The following is an 18,845-nucleotide window of genomic DNA, read 5'->3' as shown; positions in this document are numbered from 1 at the left end:
AATTCGCCAGAAAAGTTTAAGGTTATAGTAAAAGTAGGAACATACTAATAAAGACGTTTGCAATTACTATAATTCGGAAGGAATTTTAATATGAGATCTGATAAGTATCAGCATAAGAAAAAAAGAAGAAAAATCAGGTGGTCCAGCATTTTCCTGGTGCTGTTCCTCATTGTCGGAGCTGTGATGCTCTATTCCTATATGCAGTACCGCTCGGGAGTGAGTGGTTCAAAAGAGGCTGCTGATCAAAATAAACAGGAGTACCATTTCAATGGCGAGCGGGACCGAAACGGACTGACAAATATCCTGCTGATCGGCAGTGATGCCAGAGGGAAGGAAACTTCACGTTCGGATACGATCATGATTGCCAGTTATAATCCGGATACGGGGTCGTATAAATTAACCTCGATCATGAGGGACTCATATGTGGAGATACCGGGACACGGGATGAATAAGATCAATTCGGCATTTGCGATAGGCGGGCCGGAATTATTAAGGCAGACGATTAAAGAAAACTTCGATGTCAATCTTCAATATTATTCGATCGTTGATTTTGAAGGGTTTGTCCGTCTGATTGATGAGGCATTTCCCGAAGGTATTGAGGTCAATGTAGAAAAGAGAATGTCAGAAAACATTGGAGTTACCCTGGAACCAGGTGTTCAAAGACTGGACGGGAAACATTTACTCGGATATGTTCGTTTCCGTCATGACGCAGTAGGGGATTTTGGCCGAGTCGAACGCCAGCAAAAGGTGATAAAAGAGGTCGGCAAGGAGTTTGCCAGCATCCAGACGCTGCCGAAGCTTCCTAAACTCGTAGGAGTCGTTGCTCCGTTCATCAATACAAATATGGACACGGGTGATATTTTATTTATGGGGAAGGGCCTGATTTCAAAGGATAATCGGAATATCGACACCATGAGGATTCCGGTTGAGGGCTCATTCGAAAACCAGAGAGTGAGCGGGGCAGGAGCAGTGCTTGCGATCAATGTAGAGGAAAACAAACGTGCCCTTGAAGAATTTTTAACTAAATAGACAGCAGTTGCTAATTAGAGGTGTACAATCGACTCTATGAGGTAAATAGAAAATAAATATAAGGATTTCTAAGATGCTCGCGGCCCCTGAAGAGTCATTAGTTGTTGGACAAGGAGATTTCAATGGATGTTGAATGGATAAAAGAATGGTTTACAATTGAACACATTAACGAACTGCTAAGGGAATACCGTTCCTTTGGTCCGCTTCCTGGGATTTTGCTGCCGATGCTTGAAGCATTTTTGCCATTCCTGCCTTTGTTTTTATTTGTCATGGCGAATGCGAATGCATTTGGGCTGTGGCTTGGGTTTCTCTTTTCCTGGATCGGGGCGGTACTCGGGGCACTGCTCGTATTTTTGATTTTTCGCAATTATGGACAGGGACGCCTTCTCAGGTTCTTGCAGCGGCACCCAAAAGTACAGAAGGGGATGAATTGGATCGAGCGCCATGGATTCGGGCCGATTTTCCTGATGCTGTGCTTCCCTTTCACTCCCTCTGCCCTCGTCAATATTGTCGCCGGGCTTTCGAAAATCAGCATGGCCCAGTATATGCTTGCTGTCATAACGGGAAAAATGGTGATGATTTTTACTATCAGCTTCGTTGGCTATGATATTCGGGCGTTAATCACCAATCCGGCACGGACTGCCCTCGTTCTGTTGGTAATTGCCCTCCTGTGGTATATCGGCAAAAGAATTGAAGTAAAAATGAATATGAGTGTTCAAAAAAAAGATGAATGAAAACAGGACCAGGTTGACAGGTGGTGGATGCAGAGGATGAGAGAAGCAATGAAAAGAGAAGGTGCCGAGTGGATCAAAGCTTTTTCGATTGGAATCATCTTATTTGTCTTCATAAGGATTTTCTTTTTTTCCAATTATGTCGTTGAAGGGGAGTCGATGCTCCCGACTTTGGAGGACGGCAATAAGGTCGTCGTCAACAAGTTGGGATATGAGACGGAGGATCTAGAGCGGTTTGATGTGATCGTCTTTCATGCAAATGAAAAAGAAGACTTTGTGAAGCGTGTGATCGGGCTGCCGGGAGACCGGATCGAGTATCGAAAGGACAGGTTATTCATCAATGGAAAAAAAGTGGATGAACCATTTTTGAAGCAGTACCGTGAGGAATCTCCAGGAGGTTATTTGACCGGCGATTTTACTCTTGCGGATTTGACTGGAGTGGAAAGGGTGCCGGAAGGGAAATTATTTGTGCTTGGTGATAACCGCCTTGGCAGCTGGGACAGCAGACAGTTTGGATTCATTTCGGAAAAGCAGTTGGTCGGAAAGGTCAATCTGCGCTATTGGCCGCTTGAAGAAATGGATATAAAGTTTTGAGATTTGCTCTTAAGTGGAAAGACTCGCCAAATTTCGAGTCTTTTTTTATTGTCCGTATGCTAGACTAGCATCATTATTATGAAAACAGGGCGGAGATTATATGCAGGGTACATTGCCATTGATCAAAACAAAACTGATTGTCCCCAGTTTGCAGGAACAATGGATCAGGCGTGCGGATTTTTCGAAAAAAATGAAAGCGATTACCGAAAAGCGGCTGACCATCATCCAGGCAGGCGCCGGTTATGGGAAAAGTACGGCTCTCGCCATGCATGTCAGGGACCAAAACGAACAATGCTGCTGGTATACAATCACTTCTTCCGATGACGATATTCTCCCGTTTTTATCCTATCTGACGGCCTCGATCCAAACACTGTTCCCTGAATTTGGCCATGAGTTAACAGCTTATATGAAAAAGATGGACCGTTATATAAGGGAAGAAGAATTGAGTATGCTCTCTTCGCTTTTCATTAACGAATCCTTGCAAATAACTGCTCCGATCATCGTCATCCTGGATGACTTCCACGCAATCGAACATTCCTACCATATCAATGTCTGGATGGAAAAGCTGTTTGAGCATATGCCAGACCATCTGCATCTTGTCATTTCGACCAGGACGAAGCCAGGTTGGAAGGTTCTTGCCAAAATGAAGGCAAGGAATGAGTTGAATGAGATTTCGAAAAGCGATTTGATTTTTGGCAAGGAAGAAATTGAATTACTTCTTTCTGATTATTACCAGATAACAATCAGTGATGAACAAATCGACCAATTGTATAACATTACCGAAGGATGGGTCATCGCGGTCGGGATGATCGCCCAGCAGCTTCCGCATCTGCAGAGTCTTGATGACCTCTTGACGGAGCCTGCAAAGTCACTGGAGGACTTGTTTCAATACCTGGTTCATGAAGTTTTTTCGAAACAGCCTCCGATGATTCAGCAGTTCCTTGAGCAGACATGCATCTTCGAGGAGATCAGTTCGGAAGTTTGCGATCACATCCTTGGCATGAATGGCTCGCTCCAGATGCTGCAGCAGCTGACAGCGAAAAATCTGTTCATTCACCAGGTTGGCGAGAACCAGTTCCGCTATCATGCCCTTTTCCGTGAGTTCCTCGAGAACCGGCTTGTCACTAACCGGCCGGAGCAGTACCATTATTTAATTTTGAATAGTGGACGTTATTTTGAAAAGAACGGGCAGTGGGAAGAGGCTTTATACTGTTATGAAAAGGCAGGCCAATATGATGCCGCGGCAGCGATCATGGATGAACAGGGATTGCAACTGCTTGAAAGGGGCAAGCTCGAGAATCTGCAGGACCGGCTCGCGAAAATCCCGGTGGAAGATAAAAACCGCTATTGTTCCCTGCAATTCCTAGAAGGTGAGGTTTATCGCTACCGGTCCATGTACCAGCAGGCGGAAAAATGCTATGAGAAGGCGATCCAAACAGCTGAAAGTACCGGGGATGTGGAGTGGGAAAGCAGGGCGCTTGAGGGGAAAGCAAAAATATACCTTGATACAATCCAGCCTCTGAAAGCGGAGCGGATCCTGGCGAGAGCAATCGAACTCAGGGAAACAGCCAAGCTTGAAGGTACAGCGAAGGAAACAGGCAGGCTGTACAGGCTCCTTGCCGAAAACCTGATCAATTCCGGGCAGGCATTGAAAGCTGAGAAATGGATTGAACGGGCAAGGTCGATGGGTGTGGAGATCGAAGACGGGCATCTCGAAGCGCGTCTGTATCTTAGGACCGGTCGATTCGCTGAGACCCGGAGGATTTTAAAAGATCTCATAGGAGTGGAAAAGCTCCAGCTGCCTCAATCTCATCGTGAAACAGACCTGCTGCTCGCGTTGATAGAAGCTTTTACAGGGAATGGCATGCAGGCGAAGATGCTGGCACAGTCGGGCATTCAGCATGGAATCAACAGCAAGGCGCCATTTGTGGAAGCCTGCGGCTGGATCAGGATGGGGCATGCCGTTCAGCTGATTGATCAATATGACCTGGAGCTGGCAGAAAAGTGCTATGAAACTGCCCTTGATATCATGGGCAGGCTGAGCATAGAAAGAGGTAAAGCGGAACCGCTGATGGGCCTTTGCATTCTCTATGGGTCAAGACGGGAATATGAGCGTTCTGCCGAGGTTGGAAGGAAGGCGCTGCTTGAAACGGAACAGGTGAAGGATGTTTGGCTTTCGGCCCTGATCACGCTTTGCATGGCAATCTCGGCGATATACAACGACAGGTCCAAGGAGGCAGCCGAATTCCTCAGGAAAGGAGAGGAATTATTCAATCAGTGCGGAGATGAGTATGGCAAGATGCTGCTGTCATTCTGGCATTCAGTCCATCATTTCACAACAGGTGATGAAGAAGGCTTCAAAACGTCATTCGGAAGCTTTTTGAAAAGGATGAAGACCGGTGGATATGAGTTTTTCCTGAAAAAGAAGACGACATTTGGCCCACGGGACTTGCAAATCCTCTCCCCGATGCTGATTCTGGCATTGAAGCTGTCAATTGTTCCGGCCTATACAGAGAAGCTGGTGGAGGATCTGAAAATACCACGCCTGAATGCCCATCCAGGATATACATTAAGGGTCCAGACTCTGGGCCAATTCCGGCTATGGCTTGGGGACAGGGAAGTGGAGGACAGGAGCTGGCAAAGAGGGAAGGCGAAAGAGCTCTTCCAGCTTTTCCTGACAAAAAGGAATCAGTTCCTGATGAAAGAAGATATCTTTCAGCTGCTGTGGCCAGCATATGAGGATAAGAATGCAGACCGGGATTTCAAAGTCGCCTTGAATGCTTTGAACAATGTCCTTGAACCTGCCCGGAAGGCAAGGGCTGCCCCTTTTTTCATCATCAGGGATGGAACCGGATATGGAATTAATCCTCATGCGGCAATAGAGCTGGATTCACGCTTTTTCGAAGAATGGGCAGAAATTGGTCTGGAAGAGAAGGACACGGAAAAATCAATGGAGGAACTGGAGCGGGCATTGCATTTATATAATGGCGATTATCTTCCGGAACGGAGATATGAAGACTGGTGCATCAATGAACGGGAAAGGCTGCTGGTCTATTTTTTGCGCAGTGCGGAAAAGTTGGCGCAGCTGAATGTTAGACGGGAAAATTATGACTCTGCCATCCACTGGTGCCAAAAAATCCTCCACAAGGATCGAACATGGGAGGAAGCTTACAGGCTTTTGATGTTTTGCTATTATCGAAAAAACAATCGTCCCCAGGCAATCCGGTGGTATCGCAAATGCTGCGAAGTCCTGGAAGAAGAGCTCGGTGTCACCCCGCTGGAACCGACCAGGCATATGTATGATATGATCATCGAAGGAACGGACGCTTGAGTCTCTGAGGAGGAGAAGAGAATGGAAAGACAGATTCATAGTTCGCTAAAGGTACTGCTAGTTTCAGATCTTGATAGAGCGAAGAAATTTTATCGTGATGTATTAGGCTGCGAGGTAACAGACTGGTGGGTGATCCGGGATGGTTTTACAGGGCTTGGAATCAAGCTGCTGCAAGCAAACGACCCAAAGGATGTCAGGCCCAATCCTCCGTCAAAAGGGTCAGGTACTGGCTTTGACCTATATTGTTATGTTGAGAATTGGAAGGCGTTGGATGAAATTTATTATGAATTTAAATCAAAGGGTGCTCCGATTGCAATCGAGCCGTGGGTAGATGAAAATAATGGACCCTGGAAGGAATTTGCCGTCAAGGATCTTGATGGCTACTGTATCGCTTTTGGCGGCACCGATGAAACACAAGTATAGGTTCCGCTTATACAACCATTAAAACCCTGTCAAAATAACTTTTCAGCATCAGCCATCTTGCGGGATAAGTCATGGCAAAGTCATCTATCGATTGATTTGAATACATCAGCAGGCAATCCAGCTGTCTTTTATGAAACCGCAAGTCATAGAGCAGGGCATGCGGAATGGAATAGTGATCATTCAACTGATATGGATTCAGCTTTACTGGCTTTACTTTTTCCTTGCGGATGAAATCAGCCAGGGCGTTTTGTTGGATTTTCAAGCTCTCATCCCGGGTACATCCATTTATATGAATCTGTTCATTAATCAAATAGATTGCTTCCATAAAAAAATCCCCTCCGTATTTTTAGGCATTTAGTCCAATTATCGCCATAAAAATAGGAGGGGATACTTTTTTATTTAAGCTCTTTTCTCAAACTTTGTTGCTATTGGCTGCAAAATAGGATTGATTGACCTAAGATTGTTCACACATTTAACGAATATTATGAGAAAAGAGCTTGNAAACTTAGTACCGACATACGAAATGGCTATTACCACGTTAAAATCGGCTTTAGGATTTTAACAACAATCTTTACGAAAACAGCCTTTATTTAGGCTCTTTTCTCAAACTTTGTTGCTATTGGCTGCAAAATAGGATTGATTGGCCTAAGATTGTTCACACATTTAACGACTATTATGAGAAAAGAGCTTGCAAACTTAGTACCGACNTACGAAATGGCTATTACCACGTTAAAATCGGCTTTAGGATTTTAACAACAATCTTTACGAAAACAGCCTTCATTAAAACTTCCAAAGAAAACCATTGACGATGCCTGGTTTTATAGATGATTCCCGCAATGATATTCGCGGGAATGAACAAAGGATTCGACTGCAGGTTCATGTGCAGGACTTCCTCCTGGACAGGCATTTCCTCATATATTTCACTCTGTTTTTGATTCCGCTTTTTCTTTAGTTCTTCCATATTTTTATGTACCTGTATTGAATCGGTGTCATGATCGCAGTTGTGATCAGCAATGGCAAACTGAAAAGGATGAAAGAATTCAGAATATTAAATCCGTTGAAGTTGTCCCCCTTTAATTTCTTATACGGTAAAATCCCTAGAAGTTTCATATTTTTCAAATTCGCTGTAACTCATTTGTAACTGCATTTTTTTAAGATGATGTCAAAGCTTGTGGCTTTGATGGAACATTTTAAAGGGGGAGAGAAAATGAAAGCGGGTAAACGGAATTTTGTTTTATCTTTTATGCTCATTTTGGTCCTGTTGTTCACGAGTGCCTGTGGCGGATCGGGAACGGAGAAGTCAGGTGGAACAGAAGGAAAAGAAGGGAAGGATGAACCGAAAAACACTGAACCAATCAAAATCGGAGTTCTGGCATCGCAAACAGGCGGTCTTGAGGCTTATGGCAAGCAGACACTTCGCGGGTTCGAGCTTGGTTTGGAATATGCTACTGGTGGAACCAATGAGGTAGCCGGCCGTAAAATCGAATTCATTGTCGAAGATACGGAAACAAAACCAGAGGTAGCAGTACAGAAAGCGACAAAACTGCTTGAAGAAGATAAAGTTGACTTCCTTGTCGGTTCATCAAGCTCTGGTGACACACTCGCCGTTCTGCCATTGGCTGAAGAATATGAAAAAATCATGATTGTAGAGCCAGCGGTAGCAGACAGCATTACCGGTTCTGAATTCAATGAATACATTTTCCGCACCGCAAGGAACTCTTCACAGGATGCTGTTGCCGGTGCTGCGGCAATTGCCAAGAAAGGCGTGAAAATCGCCACTCTTGCACCGGATTATTCATTTGGCCGTGATGGCGTCTCAGCCTTCAAGGAAGCAGCAGAAAAACTTGGCGCTGAAATCATCCATGAAGAATATGCAGATCCAGCGGCAACGGATTTCACTTCGAACATCCAGAAAATCATGGACCAGAAGCCGGATTACTTATTCGTCGTCTGGGCTGGCGCCAACTCACCGTGGAACCAGATTGCTGACATGAAGGTCCAAGAAAAAGGCATCAAAATCTCTACGGGTGCTCCTGATATCGCGGCACTTTCAACGATGGAGCCGCTGATTGGGATGGAAGGCTTCACTGTTTATTATCATGACCTTCCGCAAAATGACATCAATAAATGGCTAGTGGATGAACATAAAAAACGCTTTAACGGTGAACTGCCTGACCTGTTCACTCCAGGAGGCATGACAGCTGCAATGGCAATCGTAGAAGCGCTGAAGAAAACCGATGGCGACGCAGACTCCAAGAAACTGATCAAAACAATGGAAGGCATGAGCTTCGACACACCGAAAGGCAAGATGACCTTCCGGGAAGAGGACCATCAGGCGCTCCAGTCATTATATGCCATCAAGCTTGAGAAAAAGGATGGAGTCAACTATCCAGTACCTGTCCTGATCCGCGAACTGTCACCGGAAGAAACAGCTCCTCCGGTGCGGAACTAATCAGAAAAGCGGAAGCGCCTTGGTCATCCTCGACAAGCGCTGGAGGGCAGACCAGTGAAGTCGCTTTTTGACTTCATTGGGCGGACCGAAGCGTCTCGAGGGGATAGGCGCTGGAGCTAGACAATTCTCGAAGTGAATTTTACACTTTCGTTTTAAAAAGTAACATAATGAACTTCGGTAAATCAGCCGGAGTTCATTATGCTTTTACTCCAACATTCTAAGGGTGGTGAACCAAAGCATGACGGCAATTCTCGAAACAAAAGATCTTAGCATTACATTTGGCGGCCATACTGCGGTGGACTCTGTCAGCATCTCGGTACCCCCTAACCATTTCAAATCGATCATCGGGCCGAACGGTGCAGGGAAGACCACTTTTTTTAATCTGTTAAGCGGTCAGCTCATTCCGACTGAAGGACAGGTCTTTTTTAAGGGCAATGAGATTACCAGGCTGTCACCGACAAAAAGGACGAGGGCCGGAATCGGCCGCTCCTTCCAGATCACCAATGTCTTTCCGAACCTGACGGTGATGGAAAATGTCCGTCTTGCCGTGCAGTCGCATGAGGGAGTCCGCTACCAAATGCTAAAACATTTCCGTTCATATAATCAATTCGAGAAGCAGGCAGAGGAGTGGCTGAAGCTGGTGCTGCTTGATGACAGGAAGGATGCACTTGCAAGGAATCTTGCCCACGGGGAAAAAAGAAAGCTTGAGATCGCGATGCTGCTTGCCTTGAACACAGAAGTGCTCTTGCTCGATGAACCGACAGCAGGAATGTCACTGGAAGAGGTTCCGGCCATTCTTGATGTCATCCGTAAAATCAAACAGCGGGGAGACAGGACAATTGTATTGATCGAGCACAAGATGGATATGATCATGGATCTTTCTGATACGATCATGGTTTTGTTCAACGGAGCCTTGCTTGCTGACGGCACTCCAGAAGAAATCATGAAAAATGAGACCGTCCAGTCTGCGTATTTAGGAGGTTTGCACAGTGAGCACGCTGCTAAAGCTTGATCAAATACAAACATTCATCGGCCAGTACCATATCCTTCAAGGAGTATCTTTTGAGGTGCCGAAAGGGGAAGTGACGGTACTTCTTGGCCGTAATGGTGCCGGAAAGACAACGACCCTCAGGACCATCATGGGATTGAACCCTGCTGCCAAAGGATCTGTATTATTTAAAGGTGAGGAAATCAAGAGCCTGCCAACTTACACAATCGCCAATAAAGGAATCGGTTATGTGCCTGAGGACCAGGGGATTTTTGCTGACCTGACCGTCGAAGAGAATATCAAGGTGGCCGTCAAGAAGGAAAATGACGAAACACGGCAGCGGCTTGAATGGATACTGGATCTGTTCCCCGATTTGAAAAAGTTCTGGAACAAGCCTGGCGGACTGCTGAGCGGAGGGCAAAAACAGATGCTGTCGATTGCCAGGGCCTATGTAAATAATAACGAATTGCTGCTGATCGACGAGCCAAGCAAGGGCCTCGCTCCGATTGTCGTCGAGAAGGTCATGGAATCGATCCAGCAAATGAAAGAAAAAACGACCATCATCCTCGTGGAGCAGAATTTCATGATGGCCAGCACGATTGGAGACAGCTTCTACATTATCGATGATGGCAGGACCGTTACGAACGGTTCGATGAATGTCCTGCGGGAAGATGAGGAAATGAGAAGGAAATACCTCGGGATTGCCTGAGAAAGGGGGAAGCAAGTGTGGATGTTTTGATTAACCTGAGCCTTAACGGCCTTGCCACAGGAATGCTGATCTTCCTTCTGGCAGCCGGTCTCACCTTGATTTTTGGCCTGATGGATGTGCTTAACTTTGCCCACGGCGGCTTGTTTGCCTGGGGAGCCTACAGCGGGGTTTGGATTTATACATCAACCGGCAGCTTCTTTGCCGGGATCATCGGTGCCATCCTTACGGGAATGGTTCTTGGAATCGTAACTGAACGATGGATCATCAAGCCGGTTTACGGCAACCATGTACAGCAGATTTTGATCACGCTCGGTTTGATGCTTGTTTTATCCGAAATGTTAAAAGTGATCTGGGGACCGAACCAGATTTCAGCAGCAACGCCTGATTACCTGTCAGGCAGCTGGGAGTTTGGCGGAATCATCATCATCAAATACCGTATGTTCATCATTGCCGTCGGGTTCGTGGTGTTCCTCGCCGTCCAATATTTACTGAAAAGGACGAAGATCGGTCTCGTCGTCCGTGCGGGTGTCATGAACAAAGAAATGGTTCAGTCGCTGGGTATCAATATACAAAAGGTTTTCATGTTCGTGTTCATGATTGGCGCAGGAATGGCTGCCCTCGGCGGAATGCTGCTCGGTCCATACTCGGGTGTGATTTATGCGGATATGGGCATGGAGTTCGCCATCCTCGCATTCATCGTTGTCGTCATCGGAGGCATGGGAAGCTTCACAGGCTCGGTGATGGCGGCAATTTTAGTCGGTCTGTCAGGTTCTTTCATGGCCTATTATGTACCGGATCTGGCCCTGGCGGCGAATATGCTGCTGATGGCAGTCGTTCTGATTTTCAGGCCTCAGGGCTTGTTCGGGGCAAAGGGGTGAAGAGGAAGTGACAAAGATGTTTTCAAATCGCATGAACGTATTGTATTTACTTGCTGCCGTATTTTTGGCGGTCCTCCCTTTTGTCTATGACTCAAGAAGCATGCTCATCCTGCTCTCCCAGGTCTTCATTTTTGCCGTGCTTGCGATGAGCTACGACATCCTGCTTGGATACACGGGCATCGTCTCCTTCGGCCATGCGATGTTCTTCGGGATTGGTGCTTACACGGTTGGCATCTTCATGAAAAGATTCGAACCGGAAACAAGCTATTTCTTGCTGGCAGTATTGGTCACAATTTTACTGACAGCGGTTGTCAGTTATTTTGTCGGCCTGCTGACGCTAAGATTGAAAAGCCATTTTTACGCGATGCTGACACTGGCCTTTGCCGGATTGTTCCTCGTGCTAGCTGAAAAGTGGCGGACAGTCACGTATGGAAATGATGGGTTCACATTCCGGGTTCCTGATTTTTTAAAGGACCGGACGGATTTTTACCTGATTTGCCTTGGGTCCATGGTTGTTGTGTTCATCTTATTGAAAAGGTTCACGAACTCGCCGCTCGGAAAAGTGCTGCTGGCCATCCGTGAAAATGAGCAGAGGACAGAGTCACTGGGATACAGCGTCCTGCAGTATAAGGTCATCGCGAGTGTCGTGTCCGGAGTGATTGCCGGGATTGCAGGGATTTTGTATGCCGTTTCCCTCAGGTTTGTCAACACGAGCGTGTTCACAATGGATATCACCCTCGATGCCTTGCTGATGACGATCATTGGCGGAGTCGGGACACTTGTAGGTGCCATCATTGGCGCCGGGATCATTGAATTCTCCCACCACTGGCTGACAGCGCTGGCAAAGGTTCACTGGATCTTTGAAAGATGGATCATCTTCTTCGGAATCATTTATATTCTGGCTGTCATGTTCTTCCCGATGGGGATTGTCGGTTCCTTAAAGAAATTGAAATTCAGCAGGAAAAAGAAAGAACCTGCTTCTGTAAATTCGGATGCCGTCAGTCAGGGGAAGTCATGATGGGAATGCAGCAAGTCACCTCATTTGTGCTCCGCTTCCAGCTTACAGACATTGAAGTCGGAAGCGGCAAAAAATATTGGCGTGTCAAAGTCACCCATGTGCAGGATGAAAAAGAAGCCTTGTTCCAATCAATCGATGAGGCGATGGCCTATATCAAGGAAATTGTAGGAGAGTGCTAGTTTTTACAGGAAGAGCATGAGCAAGGAGGGCTGAATACGTGCAAATCGGGATTGTCAGTACAGGAATCTATCTTCCGGAAACGTATATAACAGGAGCGGAAATTGCCCGGGCAGCAGGAATTCCGGAAATGGTTGTGGAAGAAAAAATGGGAATCAAGAAAAAGCCTGTTCCCGGTCCGGAAGACCATACGTGCGAGATGGGAATCAGGGCTGCGAAGGTGGCAATCGAAAAAGCAGGGATCGACCCGATGGAGATCGACCTGGTGATCTATATCGGTGAGGAATACAAGGAATATCCATTATGGACTGCCGGAATCAAGCTTAAGGAAGAAATCGGTGCTTATAATGCCTGGGCATTTGATACCGCATTGCGTTGCGGGACGACAGTCATGGCATTGAAACTTGCCAGGAGCATGATGCTGTCAGATCCTGATATCAAAACTGTGCTGCTGGCAGGGGGCTACAGGAATGGGGATTTCATAGACTACGAGAATCCGAGGACCCGGTTCATGTACAATCTTGGCGCTGGCGGAGGGGCGATATTACTGAAAAAGGGCCATCAGGAAAACCTGCTGCTCGAAACAGAAATGATCACTGACGGGTCTTTTTCCGAGGATGTCGTCGTGGTTGCCGGAGGAACGAAAAATCCGCTTTCGGCAGAAAATCTGGAGCGGGGTCTTTATCAGCTTGATGTCCTCGATCCTCAGGGAATGAAAGAAAGGCTGGAGAAAAAGTCGATGGCCAACTTCCTGAAGGTCATCCGCCGGTCTGTGAAAAAAAGCGGTTTTTCAGAAAAAGATATTTCATACATTGGGATGCTGCATATGAAGCGTTCCGCGCACCAGTTTGTTTTACAGGAATTAGGACTAGGTGAAGCAAATTCTATTTATCTCGAAGACTATGGACATATCGGCCAGATTGATCAGATCCTATCGCTGGAACTGGCTGAAAGGGCAGGGAAGCTGAAGAACGGGGATGTTGTAGTCCTTGTTAGTGCCGGGATCGGCTATGCATGGGGAGCAACAACTATACGCTGGGGGAAGGGTGAAGCTTGAATGGAGAGAACGGCTGTCGAATTGAAAAAGGTTGAATTGCGAAATGGTGAAAGCATTGCTTATCGGGAACGGGACGGCAGTGTGAAAAACGTGCTGCTGATCCATGGGAACATGACATCGTCGAAGCATTGGGATGTGCTGATTGATCAGATGGATCCGGAGTATAAAGTGTACGGAATGGACCTGAGGGGATTCGGAGGCTCGAGTTATCGCAAGCCGATCATGTCGATCAAGGATTTTTCCGATGATGTAAAGCTGTTTGTCGATGAGATCGGCTTAAAGAACTTTGCGCTCGTTGGCTGGTCGACCGGGGGAGCGGTAGGAATGCAGTTTGCCGCTGATTACCCTGGCTATTGCGAGAAACTTGTACTGCTCGCGTCTGCTTCAACAAGGGGCTATCCTTTCTTCGGCACGAGTCCGGAAGGCTTGCCTGATCTGGACAACCGCCTTATGACGTATGAGGATGTTAAGGCGGATACCGGAAAAACGATCGCTGTCCAGACAGCTTACGACGAGCAGAATAGAGGGTTTTTAAAAGCGATGTGGAATATGTTGATTTATACCGAGCGTCAGCCGGAAGCAGCACATTATGAAGAGTATGTCGATGATATGCTGACACAGCGGAATCTGGCAGAGGTCTATCATTCTCTCAATAGTTTCAATATCAGCGGTGTCGATAACGGTTTAGGGATGGGGACAGACCAGGTGAAGGATATCCAGATTCCGGTCCTTGTCCTCCGTGGTGACCGTGATCTGGTTGTCACAAGCAAGATGGCCGACGAAATAGTCGAGGACTTTGCAGGTCGTGCAAGATTTGCAGAGTTGAAGAATTGCGGCCATTCACCACTTGTGGACGATCTGGATCAGCTGCTTCGGCAGATCGACGGATTTTTAGCAGAATAGGAAGGTGTATTTATGAGATTGCAAGATAAAGTAGCGATCATTACCGGTGCGGCAAATGGAATTGGCCTTGCCGCAGCGAAAACCTTTGCCCGTGAAGGTGCACGGGTGGCAATGGCAGATTTTGATGAGGAAACAGGATCTCAGCGCGCAGCTGAGCTTAAAGCAGAAGGCTATGATGCGGCCTTTTTCCAAGTGAACGTTGCTGATAAGGATAGCGTGGATGACATGGTAAAGGATGTTCTGAGTCATTTTGGCAAGATTGATATTCTTGTAAATAATGCAGGGATCACAAAAGACGGGATGCTGCACAAGCTTGCCGTGGAGGATTTCCAGAAAGTTGTCGATGTCAACCTGACAGGCGTCTTCCATTGCGCTCAGGCCGTTGTCCCGGCAATGGTCCAGCAGGGATCAGGAAGGATCATCAATACCTCTTCCGTTTCCGGCATTTACGGCAATGTCGGCCAGACCAACTACGCAGCAACCAAAGCAGGTGTCGTCGGAATGACGAAAACATGGGCAAAAGAGCTCGGCCGTAAAGGAATCAACGTCAACGCCGTCGCCCCAGGATTCATAGAGACCGGCATGACAGCCAAAGTACCGGATAAAGTGATCGAGCAAATGAAAATGCTCGTTCCGCTCGGCAGGCTCGGCTTGCCGGAGGATATCGCCGACGCTTATCTCTTCCTGGCCTCAGATGAATCAAAATATGTGAATGGCACCACCCTCCATGTGGATGGCGGAATCATGATGTAACGTTGAAAAAGCGCAGTTGCTGCGCTTTTTTATTTTGGGAAGGTTGGTGAATAAATATTTCGACCGGGGATACTTGCAGCAGCCGTTAAATAAATCATCGCAACCGTATAATAGATCGAGCTAACCGTTAAATAAATCATCGCAACCGTATAATAAAACGAGCCAACCGTTAAATAAATCCTCCAGCCGTGAAAAAACCTTCCAACTGGTAATAAAAATCGATACAACAAGTATTAAAACTAACTGTTCCCATTGCAAAGGGCCAAAAAGCTCCCTGAAATACCAAAAATGCATTGCACTTTCAACCTTTTCAGTCTGATGGGGTTAACTTCCCGCCAAAAGTGGTAAATGGTATAAAAAAGATTGAGGTGCTGTATATGGAAGAGCAAAAACAAAGGTATTACTTTAATATAGAAAGCGGCGAGGTGTTGGATACGCCAGCAGATCAGGAGGGGCATTTCTTCACTTTGATTGCGACAGGTGAGGAAATCAAGGATTTGCGAGAGTATCTGGAAGCGAACTATAAGGCGGACTGGGCGACTTACGGAAATTCCCATTTGCATCCTTTCTCAGACCCTGATCGCGAACACGCAGAATATGATATGGCCTTGAAGGAGATTTACGCAATGGTTTACAGGTTAGGTGATGCCGAGGCAAAGAATCATGTGAGAAGCATGGGCATTTTATCAGAGGAAGAGTTAATTAAATAAGCGATCCGGACACCATGGCCATAATGGCTGTGGTGTTTTTTGCGCTCGTGTAACTATCCTGTAACTTCCGCTCTTTAAAATAAAATTCATCACGTCGAGAGAGGGAGAGATTGCGGTGAGGTGGGAGCTCGATTGGCTTGACTCAAGAGCGAGATTGACACCGGACGCTGCTGCGATCGCCGCTGCCGGTACAGATCAGGAATGGTCGTACAGGGAAGTCAATGAACGAGCCAGGGCAATCGCGGCATGGCTGCAGGGAAAGGGTGTCAAAAAAGGCGACAGGATTGCACTGCTTGCGCCGAACGGGGTCAGTTATTTTGATCTATTGTTCGCCTGTGGGAAAATCGGTGCTATTTTTGTGCCATTGAACTGGAGGCTATCCGTGGAGGAATTAGCCTTTATCATACAAGACAGTGAACCGGCGCTGCTGGCGTTCCATTCGAAATTCACAAAAGAAGTGACGATGGTCTGGGATCAAGCCGGCGAGTGCATCCAGATTGATGGTTCACAGTATCAGGATTTGATTGCTGGTCCGAAGCAAATCCAGCTTGTCGAAAAACTGGATGAAGAAGACCCGCTGGCGATGATCTATACCGGAGGGACGACTGGAAAACCAAAAGGGGCCGTTCTGTCACATCGGGCGATCATTTGGAACAGCATTTCGACCATCGCGAGCTGGAATCTGACAGGAGCAGACAAAACGATTACCTATTTGCCTTTATTCCACACCGGCGGGTTGAATGCATTGTCGATCCCAATCCTGATGGCAGGTGGGACCGTCGTGCTTGCGGATGATTTTATTCCGGAAAAAGCGATTGAATTTTTGATCAGGCATAAATGCACGATCGTCTTATTTGTGCCGACGATGCACCATATGCTGGTAAAATCAGAAAAGTTTCAGCAAGCGGAATTCATGGATATGAAATTGTTTTTATCCGGAGGGGCTCCATGCCCGCTCGATATCTATGAAGCTTATAAACAGAAGGGGCTGGCTTTCAAAGAGGGATACGGATTAACTGAGGCTGGCCCGAATAATTTTTTCATTGATCCTTCCGATGCGGATATAAAAAGAGGATCGGTCGGCAAACCGATGTTATTCACATCCATCAAGGTCATTAGAGATGATGGAAGCGATGCGCCAGCCGGTGAGATCGGCGAATTGGCCATCCGTGGCAAGCATGCCTTCTCGTATTATTGGAAAAATGACAGTGCGACCGAAAATACCTGGAAGGACGGATCGCTTCACACCGGCGATCTTGCCAGACAGGATGAAGAAGGCTATTTCTATATCGTCGGCAGGAAAAAGGAGATGATCATCACAGGCGGAGAGAATGTCTATCCCCTGGAAATCGAGCACTGGCTAAGCTCACATCCCTCCATCCGCGAAGCAGCGGTAATAGGTGTGGTCGATGAGAAATGGGGTGAAGCCGTGACGGCGTTCATCGTCCTTGAAACAGAAGCAGCGCTAAACGGAGAGAAAATTAAGGAATATTGCCGAAAAAAGCTGGCTGGCTTTAAAGTGCCGAAACAAATCCACTTCATCACCCAGATGCCAAAAACGCATGTCGGGAAAATCGACAAGAAGCAGTTAAAGGAAATGGCCAGTGAAAAACAGAAGCCAGTCAGCTGAAAAAGGCAATTAATTTTATTTTGAACGAAAGACTTTCCAAGTTATTAGACAGAGAACCCAAGCAAAAGTATAAACCAAACTTTCTGAGACCAATCAAAAGCATTTCAGCCGGCATTCGCTGACAGGAATGCTTTTTCTTTTACAAAAACACATAAAATAATATTGAAGAGGAACAAGAGCGACAGTAACAGCATGACACCCTGAAACGGTAATACAGCGGCGACTGGGGGAGCGAGGCTTGCGCCGGTCAGGAGGATGAACGAATAGAGCGACAGTGCCTTCGCCCGCTGGCTGCTGCCGTAGAACCCAATCAGTGTAATGACGGTGGGGATGACTAGTGAGATGGATGAAACAAAAAAGATGGAGAGAATGATCAGTGCGCTGGTCGTGTGCAGAAATAGCAGGATGAACGCGCTTGTGGAGCCGATTGCCAGGCCGAACATCAGTGTCTTCAGTGCACCCCATCTGTCCATCAATGACCCGGTGAATAGTGACAGGATCGCACCGATCAATCCTAAGAGGCGGATCAGCAACAGGTCAGATGCAGGTCCGGCAAAGAAACGCCCTATACCATCATAGAAAGCGATAATTGCAAACAGGAGCGAAAAGGTGATGATGTAACACTTCATCAACCGCGGCTCTTTTAATAATTGAAAAAATATCGTCCCCAGCGGTTTTGGTTCGACAGGCTGTGGTGACGATTCTTTCAGCAGGAAAAAGGCGAAAGAAAACAGAATTAAATAAACGGCAGCAAAGAAATAGAAGACGGCATTCCAGGAGAAACGTTCAGCCAGGAAGGCGCTGGCGACCTGGCCGAAGATGCCGGCAATTAAAAAGCCAGTGTTGATCAGGACCACAAGGATGGTTCTTTGCCGTGCAGTGAATAGGTCATATGAATAGGCAAATGCAACCGAAGCAAAAGTAGCCAGAGTCAACCCCTGCAGAGAACGGGTGAACCACAGGCTGATGGAACCGGCAGAAAAGCCGACAGCACATGTAGCTATAGCCGAGGCCAGCAAACCGAACACGAGGATTTTTCTCCGGCCTGTATAATCCGATACCGGACCGAACGAGAGCAGGCCACAGGCATAAAGAAAGGTGAACAGCCCGCCTGCGAGGACAACATGCGATTCAGGTATTCCAAGGCTATTCGATAGCACTGAATAAACGGGTATCAGTGTGTAGATATTGCTGGCAACCATGATAGCGCACAGCGTCAGTAGGATGGAAGCTTTATAAAAAAAGCTTAACGATTTCATTTTCATCACCTGCCACCTACAATATATGCAGCAGCCCAGTCCGATGAAGGTTGTTCATTTACACCTGGGAAGTGGCAAAAATTAACGGGCTCTTTGCTTTCAAATCAGTCTGTAAAAAAGGTATAATGGTATACATATAGAACAATTGTTTGGCAGAAAAAAGGCGCATGGGAGAGAAGCGCCTTTTTCGATTTTAGCAGGTT

19 protein-coding genes are annotated in these 18,845 nt (G+C 46.8%); 16 read left to right on the top strand and 3 right to left on the bottom strand.

Annotated elements, in window-relative coordinates; all coding sequences use genetic code 11:
- Nucleotides 1-90: 90 nt before the first annotated feature.
- The 5 genes from ACNAZ4_RS03650 to ACNAZ4_RS03630 all read left to right on the top strand — a co-directional run bounded on the left by ACNAZ4_RS03650 (nucleotide 91) and on the right by ACNAZ4_RS03630 (nucleotide 6,108).
- On the top strand, nucleotides 91-1,029 hold the full coding sequence (locus ACNAZ4_RS03650; protein ID WP_415812812.1) for an LCP family protein: 939 nt from the start codon (nucleotides 91-93) through the stop codon (nucleotides 1,027-1,029).
- A 122-nt stretch (nucleotides 1,030-1,151) separates the two neighbouring features.
- Nucleotides 1,152-1,763, top strand: coding sequence for a TVP38/TMEM64 family protein (locus ACNAZ4_RS03645; protein ID WP_415812811.1), 612 nt, complete (start codon nucleotides 1,152-1,154; stop codon nucleotides 1,761-1,763).
- Nucleotides 1,764-1,799: 36 nt separating this feature from the next.
- On the top strand, nucleotides 1,800-2,354 hold the full coding sequence (lepB, locus tag ACNAZ4_RS03640) for a signal peptidase I (RefSeq protein ID WP_415812810.1): 555 nt from the start codon (nucleotides 1,800-1,802) through the stop codon (nucleotides 2,352-2,354).
- A gap of 100 nt (nucleotides 2,355-2,454) precedes the next feature.
- Complete coding sequence (locus ACNAZ4_RS03635) at nucleotides 2,455-5,685, top strand: BTAD domain-containing putative transcriptional regulator (protein WP_415812809.1); 3,231 nt, start codon at nucleotides 2,455-2,457, stop codon at nucleotides 5,683-5,685.
- A 21-nt stretch (nucleotides 5,686-5,706) separates the two neighbouring features.
- Nucleotides 5,707-6,108 (top strand): VOC family protein, encoded by a 402-nt coding sequence (locus ACNAZ4_RS03630; protein ID WP_415812808.1) that lies wholly within the window; start codon nucleotides 5,707-5,709, stop codon nucleotides 6,106-6,108.
- A gap of 7 nt (nucleotides 6,109-6,115) precedes the next feature.
- Here the strand turns inward: ACNAZ4_RS03630 and ACNAZ4_RS03625 are convergent, their stop codons facing one another.
- Both ACNAZ4_RS03625 and ACNAZ4_RS03620 read right to left on the bottom strand, forming a co-directional pair.
- Nucleotides 6,116-6,433, bottom strand: coding sequence for a hypothetical protein (locus ACNAZ4_RS03625; protein WP_415812807.1), 318 nt, complete (start codon nucleotides 6,431-6,433; stop codon nucleotides 6,116-6,118).
- 396 nt (nucleotides 6,434-6,829) lie between these two features.
- Nucleotides 6,830-7,069 carry a DUF3949 domain-containing protein gene (locus ACNAZ4_RS03620; RefSeq protein WP_415812806.1) on the bottom strand — a complete coding sequence of 80 codons (240 nt, stop codon included), beginning with the start codon at nucleotides 7,067-7,069 and terminating at the stop codon, nucleotides 6,830-6,832.
- Nucleotides 7,070-7,351: 282 nt separating this feature from the next.
- On the opposite strand from ACNAZ4_RS03620, the gene ACNAZ4_RS03615 reads away from it, so the two are divergent.
- From ACNAZ4_RS03615 to ACNAZ4_RS03565, 11 genes are all read left to right on the top strand, one after another.
- On the top strand, nucleotides 7,352-8,560 hold the full coding sequence (locus tag ACNAZ4_RS03615) for a substrate-binding domain-containing protein (RefSeq protein WP_415813006.1): 1,209 nt from the start codon (nucleotides 7,352-7,354) through the stop codon (nucleotides 8,558-8,560).
- Between the two features lie 238 nt (nucleotides 8,561-8,798).
- Nucleotides 8,799-9,572, top strand: coding sequence for an ABC transporter ATP-binding protein (locus ACNAZ4_RS03610; RefSeq protein ID WP_415812805.1), 774 nt, complete (start codon nucleotides 8,799-8,801; stop codon nucleotides 9,570-9,572).
- On the top strand, nucleotides 9,550-10,257 hold the full coding sequence (locus tag ACNAZ4_RS03605; RefSeq protein ID WP_415812804.1) for an ABC transporter ATP-binding protein: 708 nt from the start codon (nucleotides 9,550-9,552) through the stop codon (nucleotides 10,255-10,257). Before ACNAZ4_RS03610 ends, ACNAZ4_RS03605 begins: the two co-directional genes overlap by 23 nt.
- Nucleotides 10,258-10,274: 17 nt before the next feature.
- On the top strand, nucleotides 10,275-11,135 hold the full coding sequence (locus tag ACNAZ4_RS03600) for a branched-chain amino acid ABC transporter permease (protein WP_415812802.1): 861 nt from the start codon (nucleotides 10,275-10,277) through the stop codon (nucleotides 11,133-11,135).
- A gap of 16 nt (nucleotides 11,136-11,151) precedes the next feature.
- A complete protein-coding gene (locus ACNAZ4_RS03595) occupies nucleotides 11,152-12,153 on the top strand; it encodes a branched-chain amino acid ABC transporter permease (RefSeq protein ID WP_415813005.1) in 1,002 nt (333 codons plus the stop codon).
- A complete protein-coding gene (locus ACNAZ4_RS03590; RefSeq protein ID WP_415812801.1) occupies nucleotides 12,150-12,332 on the top strand; it encodes a hypothetical protein in 183 nt (60 codons plus the stop codon). The genes ACNAZ4_RS03595 and ACNAZ4_RS03590 overlap by 4 nt, the downstream gene beginning before the upstream one ends.
- 38 nt (nucleotides 12,333-12,370) lie before the next feature.
- Entirely contained in the window at nucleotides 12,371-13,387 is a 1,017-nt protein-coding gene (locus tag ACNAZ4_RS03585; RefSeq protein WP_415812800.1) for a 3-oxoacyl-ACP synthase, read from the top strand.
- Nucleotides 13,388-14,290, top strand: coding sequence for an intracellular short-chain-length polyhydroxyalkanoate depolymerase (gene phaZ, locus ACNAZ4_RS03580; RefSeq protein ID WP_415812799.1), 903 nt, complete (start codon nucleotides 13,388-13,390; stop codon nucleotides 14,288-14,290).
- A 12-nt stretch (nucleotides 14,291-14,302) separates the two neighbouring features.
- The gene (fabG, locus tag ACNAZ4_RS03575) at nucleotides 14,303-15,043 is read left to right on the top strand and encodes a 3-oxoacyl-ACP reductase FabG (protein WP_415812798.1); all 741 of its coding nucleotides are present in this window, start codon (nucleotides 14,303-14,305) and stop codon (nucleotides 15,041-15,043) included.
- Between the two features lie 377 nt (nucleotides 15,044-15,420).
- Nucleotides 15,421-15,753, top strand: a complete 333-nt coding sequence (locus tag ACNAZ4_RS03570; RefSeq protein WP_415812797.1) for a hydrolase — start codon at nucleotides 15,421-15,423, stop codon at nucleotides 15,751-15,753.
- Nucleotides 15,754-15,868: 115 nt separating this feature from the next.
- A complete protein-coding gene (locus tag ACNAZ4_RS03565) occupies nucleotides 15,869-17,383 on the top strand; it encodes an acyl-CoA synthetase (RefSeq protein WP_415812796.1) in 1,515 nt (504 codons plus the stop codon).
- 104 nt (nucleotides 17,384-17,487) lie between these two features.
- Here ACNAZ4_RS03565 and ACNAZ4_RS03560 read toward each other — a convergent pair whose 3' ends face one another.
- Complete coding sequence (locus tag ACNAZ4_RS03560) at nucleotides 17,488-18,648, bottom strand: MFS transporter (RefSeq protein ID WP_415812795.1); 1,161 nt, start codon at nucleotides 18,646-18,648, stop codon at nucleotides 17,488-17,490.
- Nucleotides 18,649-18,845: the final 197 nt, after the last annotated feature.

The sequence above is a fragment of the Mesobacillus thioparans genome, from assembly GCF_965138835.1.
Taxonomy (GTDB): domain Bacteria; phylum Bacillota; class Bacilli; order Bacillales; family Cytobacillaceae; genus Mesobacillus; species Mesobacillus thioparans.
This window is presented reverse-complemented; position numbering and strand designations above follow the sequence as displayed.

Coding starts and splice junctions, on each gene's coding strand:
- ACNAZ4_RS03610 (WP_415812805.1), top strand. CDS start 8,799: ATGACGGCAATTCTCGAAACAAAAGATCTTAGCATTACATTTGGCGGC.
- ACNAZ4_RS03635 (WP_415812809.1), top strand. CDS start 2,455: ATGCAGGGTACATTGCCATTGATCAAAACAAAACTGATTGTCCCCAGT.
- ACNAZ4_RS03560 (WP_415812795.1), bottom strand. CDS start 18,648: ATGAAAATGAAATCGTTAAGCTTTTTTTATAAAGCTTCCATCCTACTG.
- ACNAZ4_RS03620 (WP_415812806.1), bottom strand. CDS start 7,069: ATGGAAGAACTAAAGAAAAAGCGGAATCAAAAACAGAGTGAAATATAT.
- fabG (WP_415812798.1), top strand. CDS start 14,303: ATGAGATTGCAAGATAAAGTAGCGATCATTACCGGTGCGGCAAATGGA.
- ACNAZ4_RS03615 (WP_415813006.1), top strand. CDS start 7,352: ATGCTCATTTTGGTCCTGTTGTTCACGAGTGCCTGTGGCGGATCGGGA.
- phaZ (WP_415812799.1), top strand. CDS start 13,388: ATGGAGAGAACGGCTGTCGAATTGAAAAAGGTTGAATTGCGAAATGGT.
- ACNAZ4_RS03630 (WP_415812808.1), top strand. CDS start 5,707: ATGGAAAGACAGATTCATAGTTCGCTAAAGGTACTGCTAGTTTCAGAT.
- lepB (WP_415812810.1), top strand. CDS start 1,800: ATGAGAGAAGCAATGAAAAGAGAAGGTGCCGAGTGGATCAAAGCTTTT.
- ACNAZ4_RS03590 (WP_415812801.1), top strand. CDS start 12,150: ATGATGGGAATGCAGCAAGTCACCTCATTTGTGCTCCGCTTCCAGCTT.
- ACNAZ4_RS03645 (WP_415812811.1), top strand. CDS start 1,152: ATGGATGTTGAATGGATAAAAGAATGGTTTACAATTGAACACATTAAC.
- ACNAZ4_RS03625 (WP_415812807.1), bottom strand. CDS start 6,433: ATGGAAGCAATCTATTTGATTAATGAACAGATTCATATAAATGGATGT.
- ACNAZ4_RS03650 (WP_415812812.1), top strand. CDS start 91: ATGAGATCTGATAAGTATCAGCATAAGAAAAAAAGAAGAAAAATCAGG.
- ACNAZ4_RS03595 (WP_415813005.1), top strand. CDS start 11,152: ATGTTTTCAAATCGCATGAACGTATTGTATTTACTTGCTGCCGTATTT.
- ACNAZ4_RS03570 (WP_415812797.1), top strand. CDS start 15,421: ATGGAAGAGCAAAAACAAAGGTATTACTTTAATATAGAAAGCGGCGAG.